The sequence below is a fragment of the Hymenobacter bucti genome (assembly GCF_042681145.1).
Lineage (GTDB): Bacteria > Bacteroidota > Bacteroidia > Cytophagales > Hymenobacteraceae > Hymenobacter > Hymenobacter bucti.
The window spans coordinates 163307-184826 of the sequence record NZ_JBHUFD010000005.1; the positions used below are offsets into that span (position 1 = coordinate 163307).

Below are 21520 nucleotides of genomic sequence, written 5' to 3' on the forward strand. Positions count from 1 at the left end.
ATTACGTGAAAGCCAAAAAAAAGATGCAAATGGTTTAGGGGTTGCCACGGGCTGCGCGTCTTTCATTTCAGACGCCCCTTGGGCCGCCCGCTATGCTCTCCCAAACCGAATTCGACGCCCTGCTCCAGCGCTACCAAGCCGGCCATTGCCAGCCCGGCGAGCAGCAGCTCGTGGAGCAGTGGAGCCAGCAGTTCGGCCCGGCCAGCAACCTGCCGCTCGCCGACCACGAGCAGGCCGCGGCCAAAACCGCCATGTGGCGGCGCATTGCCCAGCTCACGGCCGACGAGCCGGCGGCCATTTCGCCCGTAGTAGTGCCTTTTACGCCGCCGCGCCGGTCGTTGTGGCGGGCGCCCGCCCTGCGCTGGGCCGCCGCCGCCGCCCTCACCCTAGGGGCCGGCGCTGCTTGGTGGCTGCCGCGCACCCCGGCCCCCGTAGCCGCTACTTCGCACTGGGTGCGGCGCACCAACGGCACCACCCACGCGCAGTACCTGCAGTTGGCCGACGGCAGCCGCGTAACGCTGGCCACCGGCAGCACCCTCCGCTACCGGTCGGACCTGGCCGGCGCGCGGCGCGAGGTATACCTGCTGGGCCAGGCCTGCTTTAAGGTCGCCAAGAACCCCGACCGGCCGTTTTTAGTGTACACCGACAAGCTCGTGACTACGGTGCTGGGCACTACTTTTCTGGTGAAAGCCTACGCCGGCGAGCCGGGCCTGGTGGCCGTGCGCGAAGGCCGCGTGGCCGTGCAGCGCCGCCAGGGCGCCGAGCTCAGCGCCACTCCCAACCGGCTGGCCGCCGCGGGCGTGCTGCTGCTACCCAACCAGCAGGCTACCTACTCGGCCACCACGCGCCACCTAGCCAAGGCCCTGGTCGACAAGCCCCTGCTTCTTACGCCGCAGCCGCTGGCTTTTCGAAACCGGCCGGTGGCCGAAGTCCTCACCGCCCTGGCCAAGGCCTATGGCGTGAACATCGTGTACGACCCGCTGAAGCTGCGCGACTGCACCATCACGATAGCCTTCGAGAATGACTCGCTTTTTGAGCAGCTCGATACGTTGTGCAAAGCTTTGGATGCCAGCTATAAAATGGCCAACAATGCTCAGATTATATTTGAGCGAGGCGGCGGCTGCCTTGCCGGCCGCACCTAGGTAGCGGGCCGCCTGCCCGTTGCCAAGCGGCTCTTTTCTAATTATACGCTTTTGACTTTTTTTTATTTCCCACCCACAAACGATTCCGGCGCATGAAAAATGGCCTACCCTCCCGGCGACACATTTGGCGGCCCGCCAGCTTGCTCGCATTCAATCTGTTGCTGGCCAGCCCGCTGGTCAGCACCGCGGCCGCTCGGGCCCCGGAAGCCCAGATTACGCTCGACCGCAGAATAACGGTGCGGGCCGAGTCACAGACTATCGAAACGGTGCTCGACCGCCTGGCCCAGCAGCTGGGGGTGCAGTTCGTGTACAGCCCTTCGCTCATCGGGGCCGAGCGGCGCGTGACGCTGCAAGTGGCCGACAAGCCGCTGACGCAGGTGCTCGACGAGCTGTTGGCCCCGCGCCACATCCAGTACGAGGTGCGTAAGAACCGCATCATTCTGAGCCAGGCCAAGAAAACGGCCGCGGCCAACGTGCCTGTTTCGGGCCGCGTGACCGACTCCAAAGGTGAAGGCATCCCCGGCGTAACAGTGCTGGTGCGCGGCACCACCATCGGGGCCTCGACCGACGCCACCGGCGCCTTTAGCCTGAGCGCCCCCGAGGGCAGCACGCTGGTATTCAGCAGCGTGGGCTACACCAGCCAAGAGGTGCCGCTCACGGGCACTACCACCGGCCTGGCTATCTCCTTGAAGGAGAGCGCCAAGGACCTAGGCGAGATAGTAGTGGTGGGCTACGGCACCCAGGAGCGTCAGAGTGTGACGGGCGCCGTGGCCTCGGTATCGGGCCGCCAGATTGCGGCGCAGCCGGTATCGGATGCTGCGCAGGCCATTCAGGGCCGGGCGGCGGGCGTAACGGTGACCCAGAACTCGGGCGCGCCGGGCGGGGCGGGCGGTACGTCCATCCGGGTGCGGGGCATCACATCGTCGGGCAACAACTCGCCGCTGTACGTGGTCGATGGTTTCCCGCTGCCGGCCGCTACCGATGGCAACGGCCAAGCCACCGGCACCGAGATTAACACCATCAACCCCAACGACATCGAGAGCATCGACGTGCTGAAGGATGCCGCCTCCACGGCCATCTACGGCCTACGGGCCGCCAACGGCGTCGTCATTATCACTACCAAGCGCGGCAAGGCGGGCGTGTCCAACGTGAGCCTCGACGCCTACGTGGGCCAGCAGCGGGTGTGGCGCCAGATTCCGATGCTCAACGCCGAGCAGTTTGCGACCCTCAACAACGAGGCGCGCACCAACGGCGGCCTGGCCCTGATTCCGAAATACGCCAACCCCTCGGCCCTCGGGGCGGGCACCAACTGGCTCGACGCCATCTTCCGGCCGGCGCGCATGCAGAACTACGCGGTGTCGGCCACCGGCGGCAGCGAAAAAGCGCGCTACGCCGTGAGCGCGGGCTTTTTCCAGCAGGATGGCACCATCATCAACAATGATTTTAAGCGCTTTACGCTGCGCGCCAACGGCGACGTGGCGCTCAGCAAGAAGTTTCGCATCGGCAACACGCTGGCCGTGACGCACCAGGAGGAGCACGCCCTCAACAACAACAACAACGAGTTTAGCGGCATTATTCAGCTGGCGTTGCAGGCGCCGCCCACGGCCCCGGTCTACAACGCCGATGGCAGCTTCTACGAGTTTACCTCGGCCGACAACTACGGCGAGGAAAACCCGGTGACCGGCGCCCTGCGGCCCAATATCAAGAACACCACCAACCGGGTTACGGCTACTTTCTTTGCTGAGCTGGAGCTCTTTAAGGGCCTGCGCCTGCGCACCAACGTGGGCACCGACTTGCAGTTTTACCAGGGCGACGGCTTCTTCCCATCCATCGTGGGCTCGTCGAAGTACCCCGCCTCGCAGGCCCAACTGAACAGCAACTCGAACTACAACCCGAGCTACCTCATCGAGAACACGGCTACCTACAGCAACGTGATTGCCGAAAAGCACAGCCTGACGGTGCTCCTGGGCCAGTCGGCGCAGCAGTTCAACTACAGCTACCTAGGGGCTACCCGCATAGGCTACTCGCGCAACGACCTGCAAGTGATTGACCAGGGCCCCATCAACGACCTGCGCAGCAACAGCGGCGGCAACGGCTACTCGCGCCTGCTCAGCTACTTTGCCCGCGTCAACTACGAGTATGCCGGCAAGTACCTGTTCTCGGCCATCGGGCGCTTCGATGGCTCGTCGGCCTTCTCGCAGGACAATGCCATCGGCTTCTTCCCCGGCGTGTCGGCGGGCTGGCGCATCTCGGAGGAGGACTTCATGAAAGACAACACCGCCGTCAGCAACCTGAAGCTGCGCTTTGGCTACGGCAAGGTGGGCAACCCCCTGAACGCCGGCACCTTCCAGTACCTGGCCACCATCAACTCGAACAACTTTAACAGTAACGGCGTGCCGGGCACGGCCTACGTGTTTGGCCCCGGCAACCAGACCGTGAATACTGGCGCGGCCCCCACCCGCCTGCAAAACACGAACCTGGTTTGGGAAAACAACACCCAGTATAACATCGGCCTGGACCTGGGGTTCTTCAACGAGCGCTTGCAGGCCAACATCGACCTGTACACCCGCAAGTCGCCGAACCTGATTGCTTCGGTGCCGGTGAGCACGGTGTCGGGTACGATTGAGAACATCAACCAGAACGCCGCCTCGTCGGTGAACCGCGGTATTGACCTGGCCATCACGTCGGCCAACTTTGTGAGCAGCACCAACGGCTTTACCTGGACCACGACGCTCAACTTCTCGGCCTACCGCAACAACCTGGAGTCGCTGGGCAACGGCACGCCCTACTTTGGGCAGAGCACCCGCGGCGGCGCCAGCGTGGTGCGCTACGCCGCCGGCACGCCCTTCGGCTCATTCTACGGCTACGTGGCCGACGGCTTGTTTCAGACGACCGACGAGCTTGCGGCCCTGAACGCAAAGTCGCCCACCGGTAACTACCAGTTCGCGGGCACCGCGCCCGGCGACATCAAGTTCCGGGACCTCAACGGCGACGGCGTCATCAACGCCCAAGACCAGGCCTACATCGGCAACCCCAACCCGAGCTTCACCTACGGCCTGAACAACACGTTCAGCTTCAAGGGTTTTGACCTGAACGTATTCTTGCAGGGCTCGCAGGGCAACGACGTGTACAACCTGAACCGCTACTACACGGAGGGCGGCATCTACGGCTCTTCCAACGCCGGCGCCATCGCCCTCGAGCGCTGGACGGGCCCCAACACCAGCAATTACATTCCGCGCGCCGTGGCCGGCGACCCCAACCAGAACCTGCGCATTTCGAGCCACTACGTCGAGAACGGCTCCTACATGCGCATCAAGCTGCTGACGCTGGGCTACAACCTACCTAAGGAGCTGTTTGCCAAGATGGCCGCCGTGCAGCGGGTGCGCGTGTACGTGAGCGCCCAAAACCTGGCCACCTTCACCAAATACAAGGGGTTTGACCCCGAGCTGGGCAACCAGGGCGGCAGCTTCGGCGTCGACCGCGGCATCTACCCCCAGGCCCGTGTGCTGCTGGCCGGCCTCAACATTGGCTTCTAAGCCGGGCGTTTTCTTTTCTCCCACCTACTAGCTGACCCCTCATCGTATGTTATTTTCTCAACGCCTCGGCACGGCCGGGCTCTTCCTAGGTTTGCTCGCCAGCGCCGGCTGCACCAAGGACTACCTCAATATTCAGCCCACCAGCGCTGTTACGGCCGAAAACTTTTATAAGACCCAGACCGACGCCTTGCAGGCCACCACGGCCGCGTACTCGCAGCTGTACCAGAACGGGATGTTTAACTACTCGCTCTGGGGTATCGGCGACGTGATGTCGGACAACACCTACCTAGGCGGCGGCGGCGCGGCCGACGGCATCGAGTTTCAGCAGCTCGACAGCTACAACATTCCGAGCACCAACCCACTCACTACCAGCCACTGGCAGCGCGCCTACCTCGGTATCGGGCAGGCCAACCAAGTACTGCTGCGCGTGCCCGCCATCGACATGGACGCCACCCTCAAGAACCGCTGCCTGGGCGAGGCTGAGTTTTTGCGGGCCCTGTACTACTTCTACCTCGTGCGGGGCTTCGGCGACGTGCCGCTGGTGCTGACGCCCGCTGCCAGCGCCGCCGAAGCCGCCAGCCAGACCCGCAAGCCGGTGGCCGACGTGTACGCCCAAATCATTAAGGACCTGACCGATGCCATCACCAAGCTGCCGGCCTCGTACTCGGGCGAGGACCTGGGCCGGGCCAGCAAGCTCTCGGCGCGGGCCCTGCTCGCCAAAGTGTACCTGACCCAGGGCGACCTAGGCAACGCCGCCACCCAGGCCCGCACTACCATTGCGGAGGCCACGGCGGCCGGCAAAGCCATGTGGCCCAACTTTGCCGACAACTACAAGGTCGAGAACGACAACGGCCAGGAGTCGCTGTTCGAGGTGCAGTTTAAGTACGGCCTCACCAGCTACACCACCGACGGGCCGGGCAGCGTGATGAACGAGTTTTGGGGCGCCCGCTTCTTTGGCAGCCCCTACGTGGTGGCCTCGGGCGGCTATGGCTTTAATGTGCCCGAGAAGGACCTCGTGTCGCGCTACGCCGCGGGTGACACCCGCCGGGCGGCCAGCCTCTTCGCCCCCGGCGACCTCTACCCCGATGGCCAGGTGCAGCCCGCCACGCTGGTGGGCAACCCCAACGGCTACAGCATCCGCAAGCAGTACGTGGGCCGCACCAACGTCAACAACTGGGACTCGCCGCTCAACTTTCCGGTACTGCGCCTCGCCGAGGTGTACCTTATCCTGGCCGAGTCGGCGGGCAACACCGCTGAGGGCGTGGAAGCCATCAACAAGGTGCGCCGCCGGGCCTTTGGCTTGCCCATTAACACGCCCGCTGCGGCCGTGGACTACACCGCCGCCACGCCCAACTTCAAGGCGGCCGTCATTCAGGAGCGCCGCCTGGAGCTAGCCTTTGAGGACGACCGCTGGTACGACCTCAAGCGCACCGGCACGCTCGTGGCCACCATGCGCGCCCAGGGCAAAACCATTCAGGATTTCAACAACCTGCTGCCCATTCCGCAGGCCGAAATCAACGTGAACCCCGGTCTGACCCAGAACCCCGGGTACTAGACTAGCCTAACTAAAAATTAAAAATGATAAATTAAAAGTCTCTTCAGCAACACGTTGAGATTTTTAATTTATCATTTTTGATTTTTTATTCTTTTTAAATAACGCCCGCGCCGTCTTCCATCCACCTCTGTCGCCCACCACCCCATGCTTACCTCTACTCTCCACCGTCGCTGCTCACCGCACCTAGGCGCCTTTCTCGTGTTGGCCGTGGCCGCTGGCCTGGGCCGGCCCGCCGCCGCCCAAACCGCCCCGCAGCTCGGCAAAGCCAGCCTCAAAGAAGTGCTGGCCGCCCTCACCCCCGACGAAAAAGTGCGCCTGGTCATCGGCGTGGGCTTCTACCCCTCGGGCTTCCCGGCCGGAATGCTGCCCCCCGGCCCGCCCGGCGGCGACAAGCTACCCGAGAAAGTGGCGGGCGCGGCTGGCCGCACGCATCCCGTGCCGCGCCTGGGCATCCCGGCCCTCACGCTTTCGGATGGGCCGGCCGGCGTGCGCATCGACCCCATTCGGGGCAAGGACAGCACCAAGACGTACTACGCCACGGCCTTTCCAGTGGCCACGCTGCTGGCCTCGACCTGGGATACGATGATGGTGCGCCGGGTGGGCGTGGCCTTCGGCAGCGAAGTGCGCGACTTTGGCATCGACGTGCTGCTGGCGCCGGGCATGAACATCCACCGCAACCCCCTGGGGGGCCGCAACTTCGAGTATTACTCCGAAGACCCGGTGGTGACGGGCAACATCGCCGCCGCGCTGGTTAACGGCGTGGAGTCGAACGGCGTGGGCACTAGCATCAAGCACTTCGCGGTAAATGAGCAGGAGTTTAATCGCATGCAGCTCAACTCGAAAGTGAGCGAGCGGGCGCTGCGTGAGGTGTACCTCAAGGGCTTCCAGATTGCGGTGAAGAAGTCGCAGCCCTGGACGGTCATGTCGTCTTACAACAAAGTAAACGGCACCTACACCTCCGAAAGCCCCGACCTTCTAACCTCGCTGCTGCGCCAGGAGTGGGGGTTTAAGGGCCTGGTAATGACCGACTGGTACGGTGGCCACGATGCCGTGGCCCAGCTCAAGGCCGGCAACGACCTGCTGGAGCCTGGCACCCTAGTGCAGTACAACGCCGTGACCGAAGCCCTCAAAAGCGGCCAGCTCACCACCGCCCAGCTCGACCAGAACGTTACACGCGTGCTGGAGCTGGTCATGAAGTCACCCACCTTTAAAGGCTACAAATACAGCAGCCAGCCGGCCCTGAAAGCCAATGCCGCCGTGGCCCGCCAGGCCGCCGCCGAGGGCATGGTGCTGCTGCGCAACCAGGGCGCCACGCTGCCACTAGCCGCCGGCCGCAAGGTGGCGCTCTTTGGCAACGCCTCTTATAACCTCATCGCGGGCGGCACGGGCAGCGGCGACGTAAACAAAGCCTACACCATCTCCATCGCGCAGGGCCTGGCCGGCGCGGGCTTCGCGGCCAATGCGGCCTTGAGCCAGGGCTACGCCCAATACGTGAAGGGCGAGAAAGCCAAGATAACCAAGCCCAAAGGCTTGCTCGACCCGGCGCCCGTCATCGCCGAAATGCCGCTCGACGCGGCCCAGTTGACGCCCGCCGCGCAGGCCGCCGACGTGGCCATCGTGGCCCTAGGGCGCAGCGCCGGCGAGGGCGGCGACCGCCAGGTGCAGGATGATTTTACGCTCACCGCTGCCGAGCAAGCGCTGCTCAAGCAGGTGAGCACGGCTTTCCACGCCCAGAATAAGAAGGTAATCGTGGTGCTGAACGTGGGCGGCGTGACCGAAGTAGCCAGCTGGCGCGACCAGGCCGACGCCATCTTGCTGGCCTGGCAGCCCGGCCAGGAAGGCGGCCACGCCGTGGCCGACGTGCTCAGCGGCAAGGTCAACCCCTCGGGCAAGCTGGCCACCACCTTCCCAATGAGCTATACCGATGTGCCCTTCAGCGCCAACTTCCCCGGCAAGCTGCTAGATGCCAGCACCAAGGGCGGCGGCCTGATGGGCGCGCCCTCCGAAAACACTTATGAGGAAGGCATTTACGTGGGCTACCGCTACTACAATACCTTTAAGGTAAAGCCCGCCTACGAGTTTGGCTACGGCCTGAGCTATACCACCTTCACCTACGGCCCACTGACCGTAGTACGCACGCCAACCAACGACCTCACGGCCCGCGTGACCGTGAAAAACAGCGGCAAAGTGGCGGGCAAAGAAGTTGTGCAGCTCTACGTGAGCGCCCCCAAGGGCCAACTCGAAAAGCCCGAGAGCGAGCTCAAGGCTTTTGCCAAAACCAACCTGCTCCAGCCCGGCCAGTCGCAGTCGCTTACGTTTAAGCTCACGGCCGCTGACCTAGCGTCGTTCAATACCGCGACTTCGTCGTGGGTGGCCGATGCGGGCGCTTACACGGTGCGGGTCGGTGCGTCGTCGCAGCTGATGAAGGGCCAGGCGACCGTTCAGTTTCCCAAGGCGGTAGTGACCGAAAAGAGCCGCCCGCTGCTGGTGCCTCAGCAGCCCCTCACCGATTTGCGCGTGGGCCAAGTGGCGAAGTAGGCCGGCGGGGTCCGCCCGCCGACCGGGTAGCTTCACCCCTAGCCCCCTCTCCTTAGGGAGAGGGGGGACTAACACTAGTTCTAGCCTCTAAAGACTAAAAGCTAGTTCCCCCTCTCGCCAAGGAGAGGGGGCTAGGGGGTGAGGTTGACAAGGCGGCGAGCTAACCTAGCTATCATATAGTCTCTCACTACCCATGCCACCCACCCGCCTCCCCCACCTCGTCACCATAATCCTCACCAGTGCCCTAGGGCTGCTCGGCCCGCGCACCCACGCCCAAACGCGAGTGGCCGAATGGGTGGCTACCACCGCCACGGCGGGCTGGGTACCGCAGTCGCTCCCCAAAACCTCGGCCAGCGCGGGCCCGGCCGATGCGACCATCGACCTGCAACGGCCGCAGCAAACCATCACCGGGTTTGGGGCGTGCTTTAATGAGCTGGGCTGGACTTCGCTGAGCGCCCTAGGGGCCTCCGACCGCGAGAAAATTATGCGCGAGCTGTTTGCGCCGGGCGTCGGGGCCAATTTTACCATCTGCCGGATGCCCATTGGGGCCAATGACTTTTCGCGCGACTGGTACTCGTACGACGAGACGCCGGGCGACTTTGCGCTGGCCAACTTCAGCATCGCCAACGACGAGCAGACGCTGATTCCGTTTATTAAAAGTGCGCAGCGCTACCGGCCGGCCTTGCAGCTGTGGGCCTCGCCCTGGAGCCCGCCCACCTGGATGAAGTACAACCACCACTACGCCGCCGCGGCCGTGCTGCCCGAGTACCGCAAGGCGTTTCCGGCGCTGGCCGAAAACGGCCTGCCCGTGGACCGCCAGGGCAAGGAAGGCCACAACCTGTTCATTCAGGAAGACCAGTACTTCGTGGCCTACGCGCTGTATTTCAGCAAGTTCATCGAAGCTTACCACAAGCAGGGCATCCCGGTGGGCATGGTGATGCCGCAGAACGAGTTTAACTCGGCGCAGGTGTTTCCGAGCTGCCCCTGGACGGCCACCGGCCTGGCGCGCTTCGTGGGCTACCTAGGGCCGCAGATGCAGCAGCGCAAAGTGGACGTATTTTTTGGCACCATGGAGCGAGCCAACGAGGCGCTGGTTGACACGGTATTGCGCGACGCGCGCAGCGCGCCGTTCATCAAGGGCGTGGGGTTTCAGTGGGCGGGCAAGGGCGCCATTGCGGGCATTCACCAGCGCTACCCCGAGCTGGCGCTCTACCAGAGCGAGCAGGAATGCGGCGATGGTAAAAACGACTGGAAGTACTGCCGCTACACCTGGGACCTGATGAAACAGTACCTAGGCAACGGCGCCAACGCCTACCTGTACTGGAATATTTCGCTCAAAAAAGGTGGCATCAGCCGCTGGGGCTGGAGCCAAAACTCGCTGGTAACGGTGGACGAAGCCGCCCACACCTACCAGTTCAACCACGAGTATTACCTACTCAAACACCTGAGCCACTACGTGCAGCCCGGCGCCAAGCGCCTGGCTACTAGCGGCGCTTTTACTAACCTGCTGGCCTTTCAGAACCCTGACAAGAGCGTGGTGCTAGTAGCCCAAAACGAAAGCGACGCCGACAAAACCGTGCGCCTTGCGGTTGGCGGGCGAACTTTGGCGCCGGTACTCAAGGCTAATTCTTTTAACACCCTGCTGCTGAAATAGCGCGGCTGGCGCCCTAGATACCGATTTCTACCCTCTCCCCCACTTATCCCCTCATGCACTTCCTACCCCTTCGCTACGCTACCGCCTTTGGCGCGGCGTGCCTGCTAGCGGCCAATATTTGCGCCGCCCAGAGCCCGGCGACTTCTGCCAAAAGCACCGCGGCCGCCCCTACCGGCCAAGCGCACCTGCTCGCCCACGAGGCTGAGGTAACCGCACTGCTCAAGAAAATGACGCTGGAAGAAAAGGTGCACATGCTGCACGCCAACTCGGCCTTCGCGGCGGGCGGCATCGAGCGCCTGGGCATCCCCGAAATCATGACCTCCGACGGGCCCCACGGCGTGCGCCCCGAGCAGGGCCGCAACTGGAAGCCCCCCGTGGATGCCAACGACGCTAGCAGCTACCTGCCCACCAACAACACCCTGGCTTCGACCTGGAACCCCGCCCTGGGGTACGCCTACGGCACGGTGCTGGGCAGCGAGGCCAATGCCCGCGGCAAGGACATCATCCTGGGTCCCGGCATCAACATCGTGCGGGCGCCCCTCAACGGGCGCAACTTCGAGTACCTCAGCGAGGACCCCTACCTAATAACTCAGATGGTGGTGGGCTACATCAAGGGCGTGCAGGACCAGGGCGTGTCGGCCTGCGTGAAGCACTACGCGGCCAACAATCAGGAAACGCACCGCAACGACGTTGACGTGAACATGAGCGAGCGGGCGCTGCGCGAAATCTACCTACCGGGCTTCAAGGCCGCCGTGCAACTGGGCGGCGTGAACACGCTCATGGGCTCCTACAACAAATTTCGGGGCACCTACGCCACCGAAAACGCCTACCTCATGAAGACCATCCTGAAGCAGGAATGGGGCTTCAACGGCTTGGTGATAAGCGATTGGGGCTCGGTGCACGATACCGACGAGGCCCTGCGCAACGGCACCGACCTGGAGATGGGCACCGACCTCTATCTGATGTACAGCGGGGCTGACCAGAGCGCCGCCACGGCCGCCGCCAGCACCGCCCCCGCTACTCCCAGGCGCAGCTACTACGACCGGTTTTACCTGGCCGACCCGGCCCTGGCCGCCGCCAAGAAAGACCCCACGCTGGTACCGCTCATCGACGACAAGGTGCGCCGCATCTTGCGGGTGATGTACGCCACCAAGATGCTCGGCGGCGCCAAGCGCCAGCCCGGCGCCTTCAACACCAAGGAGCACCAGGCCACCGCGCTCAAGGTGGCCGAGGAGGGCATCGTGCTGCTCAAGAATGAGGGTAATATGCTGCCGCTCAAGAAGTCGGTGAAGACCATCGCCGTTATCGGGGCCAATGCCGACCGGGTAAATTCGATGGGTGGCGGCAGCGGCCAGCTGAAAGCCAAGTACGAGATTACGCCGCTGCAAGGCATTAAGAACGAGCTAGGTAGCAGCGTCACAGTCAACTACGTGCCGGGCTACACCATTGCCCGCGACCAGCAGGCTGATGCGCAGCAGATAGCGCAGGCCGTGGCCGCCGCCAAGGCCGCCGACGTGGTGATTTACGTGGGTGGCTCCATCCACGGCTACGACTACACCAAGTGGAGCGACAACGCCTACGACGCCGAGGGCGTGGACAAGCCCGACCTGAAAATGCCCTTTGGGCAGGATGCGCTGGTGCAGGCCGTGCTGGGCGCCAACCCTAACACTGTGGTGGTGCTCCTAGGGGGTGGCCCCATTGAAACTAGCGCCTGGGCCGGCCAGGCCAAGGCCATCGTGGAGGCGTGGTACCCCGGCATGGAAGGCGGCAACGCGCTGGCCCACATCTTGTTTGGCGACGTAAACCCTTCCGGCAAGCTGCCCTTCACCTTCCCCGTGAAGCTAGAAGACGCGCCGGCCATGAAGCTGGGCGAGTACCCTAGCACGCCTGGCGACCCGCTGAAGCAGACTTACAAGGACGATATCTGGGTGGGCTACCGCTACTACGACACCTATAAGGTGGCGCCGCAGTTCGCCTTCGGCCACGGTCTGAGTTACACCACTTTCGAGTACGGCAAACTGACCGTGAAGCCCGCCGCCCAGCGCGCCACCGTGACCCTGACGGTGCGCAACACCGGCAAAATCGCCGGCGCCGAGGTCGTGCAGCTCTATGTAAAAGACCTAAAATCGGCTGTAAAACGCCCCGAGAAGGAGCTCAAAGGCTTCGAGAAAGTCTTCCTAAAGCCCGGCGAAACCAAGACCGTGACCCTACAGCTCCCCGCCGACGCCTTCAAGTACTACGACGAGGCCAAGAAGCAGTGGGTGCTGGAGCCCGGCCAGTTTGAAGTGCTGGTGGGCAGCTCCTCGCGCGACATTCGCCAAACGGGCAGCCTGACGCTGTAATTGCACATAACGTTTGTCATGCAGAGCGCAGCGAAGCATCTCGCGTGGTGCAGTAAACCTATGCGTTATTGATTACTGCACCACGCGAGATGCTTCGCTGCGCTCTGCATGACGAACGTATTTATTCTTGCTCCCCCACCATGCGAAAACTTCTCCTCGCCGCCCTGCTCCTAGGTCTGCCGCTGGCGCGCGCCAGCGCCCAAGCGCCCAAAATGGACCGCCTGCTCTACGGCGTGGCCTACTACGACGAGTACATGCCCTACGAGCGGCTGGACAAGGATGTGGCCATGATGAAAGCGGCAGGCATCAACGTGGTGCGTATCGCCGAATCAACGTGGAGCACGCTGGAGCCGCAGGAGGGCGTGTTCGATTTTTCGCACGTCGATAGGGTGCTCGATGCCATGCACAAGGCCGGCATCCGGGTTATTATCGGCACGCCGACCTACGCCATTCCGACTTGGCTGGCGCGCAAGTACCCCGACGTGCTGGCCATCACCTCGCGGGGGCCGAACCAGTATGGCGTGCGGCAGAACATGGACATCAGCAACCCCGACTTTCGGCGCCACGCCGAGGCCGTGATTCGGGCCTTGCTGGGGCACGTCAAGAACCACCCGGCCATCATCGGCTACCAGGTCGATAACGAAACCAAAGCCTACGGCACGGCCGGACCGGCGGTGCAGAAGCTGTTTGTGCAGCACATGCAGCAGAAGTTTCCGTCGCTCGATGCACTCAACAAAGCCTACGGGCTCGCCTACTGGAGCAACCGCATCAATACCTGGGAGGATTTTCCATCGATGGTGGGCACCATCAACGCCAGCCTAGGGAGTGAATTCAGCCGGTTTCAGCGCCAGCTCGTGACCGACTACCTCGCCTGGCAAGCCGGGCTGGTGCGCGAGTACAAGCGGCCTGACCAGTTCATCACCCACAATTTTGACTTGAGCTGGCGGGGCTACTCCTTCGGTATTCAGCCCGACGTGGACCACTTTGCCGCCGCCAAGGCGCTCGATGTGGCCGGCATCGACATCTACCACCCCAGCCAGGACCAGCTCACGGGCACCGAAATATCCTTCGGCGGCGACGTGACCCGGGGCATGAAAGGCGGCCAAAACTACCTGGTACTAGAGACGGAGGCCCAGGGCTTTCCGCAGTGGCTGCCCTACCCCGGCCAGCTGCGCTTGCAGGCCTTTAGCCACCTGGCCTCGGGGGCCAATATGGTGGAATACTGGCACTGGAGCAGCATCCACAACTCGGCCGAAACCTACTGGAAGGGCGTGCTCAGCCACGACTTGCAGCCCAATACTATTTACGACGAGACCAAGACCATTGGGCGCGATTTTCAGCGCCTGAGCCCGCAGCTGGTCAATCTGAAAAAGGCGAATAAAGTCGCCATCCTGTTCAGCAACGAGGCCCTAACGGCCGAGGGCTGGTTTGCCAACGGCCTGGACTACAACCAGGTGCTGCGCTCGTTCTACGACCCGCTCTACCGCCACAACGTGGGCTGCGATATGGTCGACCCCAGTAGCCCCGACCTAGGCAAGTATTCGCTCGTTATCGTGCCCATGCTCTACGCGGCGCCCGCCAGCCTGCTCACGCGCCTCGAGCAGTACGTGCAAGCGGGCGGCCATTTGCTCGTGACCTACCGCAGCGGGTTTTCGGATGAGAACGTGCAGGTGCGCACCACGCCCCAGCCGGGCGGCCTCAGCAAGGTGTGCGGCGTCACCTACGACCAGTTTACCGCCCCCGAAAAGGTGGGCCTGCAAGGCGAGGCCTACCAAGTAGCCGCCGCCGAAAACCAAGTAACTGCCTGGATGGAACTGCTCACGCCCACCACTGCCCAGGTGCTGGCCCGCTACGAGCACCCAGTGTGGGGCAAGTACGCCGCCATCACCGAAAACCGCTACGGCAAGGGCGTGGCCACCTACGTGGGCTGCCACACCAGCGACGCCGTGGTGGATAAACTCGTGACCAACGCCGTGCGCCAGGCCGGCCTCTGGGGCGCTGACCAGGAAGCCCAGTTTCCGCTCATTACTAAAACCGGCCTCAACCAGCGGCAGAAACCGGTGCATTACTACTTCAACTACTCGGCTGCGCCGGCCGCGGTGCGCTACCCGCACGGCGCGGGCAAGGAGCTGCTGGCGGGCGCCACTGTGGCGGCGGGCCAATCACTCCAGCTGGCGCCCTGGGGCGTGCAGATTGTGGAGGAAAAGTAGCCCAGTGCCTTCGCTTAACCGCCGCAAATTTAGGCGTATGAATGCCTCAAAAAAAGCGGGCAACGCCTACCTTTGGCTACCAACTAAAAGGTTTTAGTAATTTCCTTTCCTGGGGTAACAAGCCTTTGCTTTTCACCATTTCGCTGCGCTTGAGGCCTAGCCACTCTGAAGTCATCCCGCATTAGCATGTCCCTTATTCTAATGCCAGTCAATTATTTATGCCCCACCCCCACCCATTTCCCCGCCTAGCCCTCCTAGGTCTCGCTACGCTGCTGCCCGCCTTTGCCGCCACGGCGCAGGTGACGCGGCAAGCCGACGGCATCACGCTGCGCCTGCCGCAGCTCAGCGACCAGGCGCCCCGCACCGTGCGCTTGCAAGTAGTGGCCGACAAGATTATCCACGTGCAGGCCTCGCCGCTCGACACGCTTTCGACCGCCAAAAGCCTAATGGTGGTGCCCCAAGCGGCACCTCCCAAGTGGCAGTACAAGGAGAAAAAAGGCGTGGGCTACCTCAGCACCGATGCCCTCACGGCCGCGATAACGCTGGCCACCGGCGCCGTGAGCTTCGAGGATGCGGCGGGCCACCCGGTGCTGCAAGAGCGCGCCGGCGGCGGCAAAATGTTCACACCGACCGTGGCCGATGGGCAGCCGTTTTACCAGATAAAGCAGGTGTTTCAGTCGCCCACCGATGAAGGTCTCTATGGCCTGGGGCAGCACCAGAATGGCACCATGAACTACCGCGGCCAGCAGGTAGAGCTCGCCCAGAACAACACCGACGTGGCGGTGCCTTTCCTGGTATCGAGCAAGAAATACGGCATTCTGTGGGATAACTACTCCATTACTAAAGTCGGCGACACCCGCGACTACGAGCCGCTTTCGACCCTAAAGCTGTACGCCAAAACCGGCGAACCCGGCTGGCTCACGGCCACCTACGTCAATAAAATCAAGCCTAGCGAGGTCATCGCCGCGCGGCCAGAGTCGGTCATCAATTACGAGTACATCGAAGACCAGAAGAACTTCCCGGCAGCGGTGAAGCTCGGCGACGTGACCGCCACCTGGGAGGGCAGCATCTCGTCGGGCATCGCGGGGCAGCACCATTTCTTGCTGAAAAATGCGGGCTACGCCAAGCTTTACATTGATGGCAAAGAGGTGGCCAATAAGTGGCGCCAGGCCTGGAACCCCGGCACCACCATCGTCACACTCGACATGGAGAAGGGCCGCAAGTACAGCTTCAAGCTGACCTGGGACCCCGACGGCAGCGAGTCGTACCTAGGGCTGAAGTGGCTGAGCCCGCTGGTGGGCGCGGCCCAGACCGAGTACGGCTTTAGCTCGGAGGCCGCGCACGACCTCAACTACTACTTCGTGCTGGGTGAGTCGGCCGACGAGGTGATAGCCGGCTACCGCCGCCTCACGGGCGCGGCGCCGGTGGTGCCGCGCTGGGCCCTCGGGCTGTGGCAGAGCCGCGAGCGCTACAAGACCCAGCAGGAGATGCTGGACGTGGCCGCCGAGTTCCGGAAGCGCCAGATTCCGCTCGATAATATCGTGCTCGACTGGTCGTATTGGAAGCCCGCCGAGTGGGGCAGCCAGGAGTTTGACCCCAGCCGTTTCCCCGACCCCGATGGCCTGATAAAGACGTTGCACGAAAAGGACCACCTGCACTTTATGATTTCGGTGTGGGCCAAGATTAACGAGTACACTACGGTTTACAACGACTTCAAGGCCAAGGGCTACCTCTACCCGCGCAACATCGCCAACCGCACCAAAGACTGGATTGCGCCGGGCTACACGTCCACGTTTTACGACCCGTTTAATGCCAAGGCCCGCCAGGATTTCTGGAACCTGATGAACACCAAGCTCTTCGCCAAAGGCGTGGACGCCTGGTGGATGGACGCCTCGGAGCCCGACATTTACTCGAACACCAACGTGCAGACGCGCAAGGAGCTAATGGCGCCGGCCATCGGGCCTAGTACGCTGTACTTCAACGCCTTTCCACTGCAAAATGCTAAAGGCATTTATGAAGGTCAGCGCTCGACGGCGCCCGACCAGCGAGTGTTTTTGCTGACGCGCTCGGGCTACGCGGGCTCGCAGCGCTACGCGGCGGCCATCTGGAGCGGCGACATTGGCTCGCGCTGGGAGGACTTTAAAAACCAGATTCCGGCGGGCCTGAATTTCTCGCTGTCGGGCGTGCCGTACTGGACTACCGACATCGGCGGCTTTGCCGTAGAGCGCCGCTACGAGCACCCCAACGCCACCGACCAGGCCGAGTGGCGCGAATTGAACACGCGCTGGTATCAGTTCGGGGCGTTTTGCCCGCTATTCCGGGTGCACGGGCAGTTTCCGTACCGCGAGATTTACAACGTGGCGCCCGCCGGCACGCCGGCCTACCAGAGCATGCTCTACTACGACCAGCTGCGCTACCGCCTGATGCCCTACCTCTACTCGGTGGCCGGCCAGGTCAACTACCAGCACAGCACCATGATGCGCGGCCTGGTGATGGACTTTGGCAGCGACGCTGCGGTGCGTAATATCGGCGACGAGTACATGTTCGGCCCCAGCCTGCTGGTAGCGCCCGTTACCGACTACCAGGCGCGCACCAAGGCGGTGTACCTGCCGGCCACCACGGGCTGGTTCGATTTTTACAGCGGCAAGCACTACCCCGGCGGCCAGAAGCTGACCGTGGACGCGCCGCTCGAGCGCATGCCGCTCTTCGTGCGCGAGGGCGCCATCGTGCCCTTCGGCCCGGCCGTGCAGTACACCGGTGAGAAGCCCACCGACCCCATCACGCTCTACGTGTACACGGGCCAGAACGGGTCGTTTGAGCTGTACGAGGACGAAAACACCAACTACAACTACGAGAAAGGCGCCTCGGCCACCATCGCGCTGCGCTACGACGACAAGGCCAAAACCCTCACCATCGGCGAGCGCAAGGGCAGCTTCCCCGGCATGCTGGCCCAGCGCACCTTCCGCGTGGTGTGGGTGAGCGCCGCCAAGCCCACCGCTTTCGACCTAGAAGCCACGCCCGCTAAATCGGTAGCCTACTCGGGCGCCGCCGTGACGGTGAAGATGGAGTAGCCCTAGGATACTAAAAACTGTCCTTACTTCGTCGTTTCCCCTCGCGATGACGGACGTTTTGAAACAGATTTTTTAGGCAGCCAAAACCCTTTATTTAGCCGCTGCGTGCGCGCTCGGTTCCGCCTAGGTGGAGCCAGGCCCGTATGCAGCGGCTAACTGTCTTTATCAACACCTAGGCGCAACTCTATTCCACTCCTTCGCATGGTTTCCTTCCTGAAGAAACTGACTCTCCGAATTACTGGGCTACTCGTGTTGCTGGTCTTGGCCGTCAGCACCTTTCTGTCGTGTAGCCCGCAGCTGGGGAGTGCGCCCACGGCGGCGCAACGGCAGTCGTACCACCGCACGGGGCATTTGGAGGACGGGAAGTTTGTCAACGCCCAGCCCACGACCGTGATGGCGGGCAGCACGTTTTCAGCGTTCCGACGCATGTTTTTCGAGCACACGCCCAACCAAAACCCCGCCGCGCCGCTACCCATGCAGCGCCTCGATTCGCTAACGATAACCCAGCTGCCGGCCGACCAAGTGCGCGTGACGTGGTTCGGCCACTCGGCCAGCCTGGTCGAAATCGGCGGCAAAAAAGTACTGCTCGACCCCATGCTCAGCGTCAAGATGGGGCCGCTGGCCTTGGTCACGCCCAAGCGCTACAACCAGGAGCTCGCCATTTACCCCGAGCAGCTGCCGGCCATCGATGCGGTGCTCATTTCGCACGACCACTACGACCACCTCGATTACCAGACGGTGCTCAAAATCAAGGATAAAGTCGGCCAGTTCTACGTGCCGCTGGGCGTGGGCGCGCACCTGCGGGCCTGGGGCGTGGCCGAAAGCCGCATCCACGAAATGACCTGGGGCGACTCGGTAAACTTACCCGGCCTCACGATAGTGAGCACGCCGACGCAGCACTTCTCGGGCCGCGGGCTCACCAACCGCAACAGCACGTTCTGGTCGTCGTGGGTGCTGAAGACGAGCCAGCACCGCCTGTTTTACAGCGGTGATGGCGGCTACGGGCCGCATTTCAAAGACATCGGCCAGCAATATGGCCCCTTCGACCTGGCCCTAATGGAGTGCGGCCAGTACGACCGGGCCTGGCCCCAAATCCACATGCAGCCCGAGCAATCGGTGCAAGCTGCGCTCGATGTGCGCGCCCGCGTCATGCAGCCCGTGCATTGGGGCGCCTTCACGGAGGCCCACCACGCCTGGAATGAGTCGGTGGAGCGGGCTACCGCGGCGGCTGCCCGCCAGCACCTGCCCGTGGCTACCCCGCTGCTGGGGCAGCCCGTGGTGCTGGGGGCACCCTTGCCACAGCAGGTTTGGTGGCGCGCCCCCGGCTTGAGTGAGGTTCAGTAGCCTGCCTAGGGGTTCTGGTAGGGTGCGGGGCTTGCCCCCGCCCGGCGTTGCTTAGCTAAATGACAACGGGCGGGGTAAACCCCGCACTCTACTTGTAGGTGAAGCGACCCCAAAGCTGCTCTAGGGTCAAATATTCGGCGTGCTGGCGCGTCTATTACTTTGGTTTCAATCGGGGGGTGAGCAAATGCTTAGTTAGATTGATTAAAATTTAGTTTTACAAAACCGATTGGCGCATGGGCTGTTCCTTACGACTCCCATACGCTTCGTTTTTATGAAAGCCTACAAACTGCACGAGCCCAAAAACCTCGATAATTTCTGCCTAGGTGACTACGATGAGCCCACCGTGCGCGACTACGAGGTCAAGATTCAGGTCAAGGCCACTTCGCTCAACTACCGCGACTGGGCCCTGGCCAACGGCTGGTTTGGCTACCCCGGCGAGAAGCTGCCCATGATTCCGTTTAGCGACGCGGCGGGCGTGGTTACGGCCATCGGGGCGGGCGTCACCAAGTTTCAGCCCGGTGACCGGGTGGCCGTCAACTTCTTTCCCGACTGGCACGACGGCGCGTTTTCGGCCGATAAAGTTGCCCGCTCGCTGGGTGGCAGCACCGACGGCGTGCTGGCCGAATACGTGACCTTCCCGGAGGCCGCCGTGGTAAAAGTACCCGACGCCTTTTCCTTCGAAGAAGCTGCCAGCTTCCCCTGCGCCGGCGTAACGGCCTGGCACGCGCTGGTGGAGCAAGGCCCGCTGCGGCCCGGCGACGTAGTGCTGCTGCAAGGCACGGGTGGCGTCTCCATCTTCGGCCTGCAAATAGCCAAGTTGTTTGGGGCCCAAGTTATTATCACCTCCAGCTCGGATGAGAAACTGGCCCGCGCCAAGGCCCTAGGGGCCGACCACGTCATCAACTACAAAACCACGCCCGACTGGGAAGAGGAAGTTAAAAAGCTGACCGGCGGCGTGGGCGCCACCTACGTGCTAGAAGTGGCCGGCCAAATGGCCCGCTCACTGCGCGCCCTGGCGCCGGGCGGCACGGTGTTCCAGATTGGCCAGGTATCGCCCAGCGACGAAGCGCCCAACCTGCGCATGGTGCCCTTGCTCACCCAGCGCCTGCAAGGCATCTACGTGGGCAGCACCCAGATGCTGGCCGACTTGCTGCGAGCCTTCGATACTAATAACTTAAAACCCATTATTGGCCAGGTTTTTGAGTTCGCAGAAACCAAGGCTGCGCTCGCCCACATGGGCAGCGGCGCGCACTTCGGCAAAATCGTGGTGCGGGTCGGCTAGCGGCCGGATTATAACCCTATTCTTTTTCACCCTTAACTTCTAAGCCAGCGCCGACGTCACTCGCGCCGACCTCCTGACTACTAGTTAGTTTCATACTAGGCTACTATGTCTTTTGCTGCTTCCACCTTGTCAGCCACTGCTGGCGCTTCTGCAATCCTTACTGCTCCCAAACCCACCACCAGCAAAGCCCAGCGCGACCTCGCCCTGGTGCAGCGCATCCTGGACCACCACGATGAGCGGGCCTACGCCGCGCTGATGGGAATTTATCAAAAAGGTATTTATCAGCTGGTGCTAAAAATAGTGCGCCAGTCCGACGCCGCCCAGGACGTGGCCCTCGAAGTGTTTGTGCGGGCCTTTCGCTCGCTGCCCACTTACAAGCCCGAGTTCGCGTTCAGCACCTGGCTGTTCCGCATCGCTACTAACCTGAGCATCGCCCACCTGCACCGCCAGCGCCTGCCCACGGTGTCGCTCGACGCGCCGCAGTTTGCCGGCGAAGACAAATCCTTCGATTACCCCGACCCCACGCCCACCCCGCAGGAAGCGCTTATCCAGCTCCAGCGCATCGAGCGCATGCACCTGGCCGTCAATAGTTTGCCCGCCAAATACCAGCGCATCGTGCAGCTGCACTACTTCGAGGAATTGAGCTACGAAGAAATCGCGGAGCGCGAGCACCTGCCGCTCGGCACCGTGAAGGGCCAGCTGCACCGCTGCCGCGGCCTGCTGCAACAGCTCTTGACGCCCGAGCACGACAGCCTTTAAGTAGGTAATATTCTTTTTAAGTAGCAAGTCCCATCAAGCAGAAAGCCCGCCCCTTGGCGGGCTTTTTTGCGTCCTAGGTGGTAATCT

General features: G+C 62.7%; 11 protein-coding genes. All 11 read left to right on the forward strand.

Annotated features, from left to right (window positions below; all coding sequences use genetic code 11):
- Positions 1-92 precede the first annotated feature (92 nt).
- The 11 genes from ACFSDX_RS12865 to ACFSDX_RS12915 all read left to right on the forward strand — a co-directional run bounded on the left by ACFSDX_RS12865 (position 93) and on the right by ACFSDX_RS12915 (position 21433).
- Positions 93-1142, forward strand: coding sequence for a FecR family protein (locus tag ACFSDX_RS12865; protein ID WP_382314081.1), 1050 nt, complete (start codon positions 93-95; stop codon positions 1140-1142).
- Between the two features lie 92 nt (positions 1143-1234).
- Positions 1235-4678, forward strand: a complete 3444-nt coding sequence (locus tag ACFSDX_RS12870; RefSeq protein WP_382314084.1) for a TonB-dependent receptor — start codon at positions 1235-1237, stop codon at positions 4676-4678.
- Positions 4679-4724: 46 nt separating this feature from the next.
- Positions 4725-6233 (forward strand): RagB/SusD family nutrient uptake outer membrane protein, encoded by a 1509-nt coding sequence (locus ACFSDX_RS12875; protein ID WP_382314085.1) that lies wholly within the window; start codon positions 4725-4727, stop codon positions 6231-6233.
- Between the two features lie 144 nt (positions 6234-6377).
- Positions 6378-8771, forward strand: coding sequence for a glycoside hydrolase family 3 C-terminal domain-containing protein (locus ACFSDX_RS12880; protein ID WP_382314088.1), 2394 nt, complete (start codon positions 6378-6380; stop codon positions 8769-8771).
- Positions 8772-8964: 193 nt separating this feature from the next.
- Positions 8965-10425, forward strand: coding sequence for a glycoside hydrolase family 30 protein (locus tag ACFSDX_RS12885; RefSeq protein ID WP_382314090.1), 1461 nt, complete (start codon positions 8965-8967; stop codon positions 10423-10425).
- 53 nt (positions 10426-10478) lie between these two features.
- The gene (locus tag ACFSDX_RS12890) at positions 10479-12767 is read left to right on the forward strand and encodes a glycoside hydrolase family 3 C-terminal domain-containing protein (protein ID WP_382314092.1); all 2289 of its coding nucleotides are present in this window, start codon (positions 10479-10481) and stop codon (positions 12765-12767) included.
- 140 nt (positions 12768-12907) lie between these two features.
- On the forward strand, positions 12908-14977 hold the full coding sequence (locus tag ACFSDX_RS12895) for a beta-galactosidase (protein WP_382314094.1): 2070 nt from the start codon (positions 12908-12910) through the stop codon (positions 14975-14977).
- A gap of 218 nt (positions 14978-15195) precedes the next feature.
- Positions 15196-18048: a glycoside hydrolase family 31 protein gene (locus tag ACFSDX_RS12900; RefSeq protein ID WP_382314097.1), complete on the forward strand. Its 2853-nt coding sequence runs from the start codon at positions 15196-15198 to the stop codon at positions 18046-18048.
- 249 nt (positions 18049-18297) lie between these two features.
- Positions 18298-19392, forward strand: a complete 1095-nt coding sequence (locus ACFSDX_RS12905) for an MBL fold metallo-hydrolase (RefSeq protein ID WP_382314100.1) — start codon at positions 18298-18300, stop codon at positions 19390-19392.
- Between the two features lie 271 nt (positions 19393-19663).
- Positions 19664-20674, forward strand: coding sequence for a zinc-dependent alcohol dehydrogenase family protein (locus tag ACFSDX_RS12910; RefSeq protein WP_382314102.1), 1011 nt, complete (start codon positions 19664-19666; stop codon positions 20672-20674).
- A gap of 105 nt (positions 20675-20779) precedes the next feature.
- Positions 20780-21433, forward strand: a complete 654-nt coding sequence (locus ACFSDX_RS12915) for a sigma-70 family RNA polymerase sigma factor (RefSeq protein ID WP_382314105.1) — start codon at positions 20780-20782, stop codon at positions 21431-21433.
- The last annotated feature ends 87 nt before the right edge of the window (positions 21434-21520 follow it).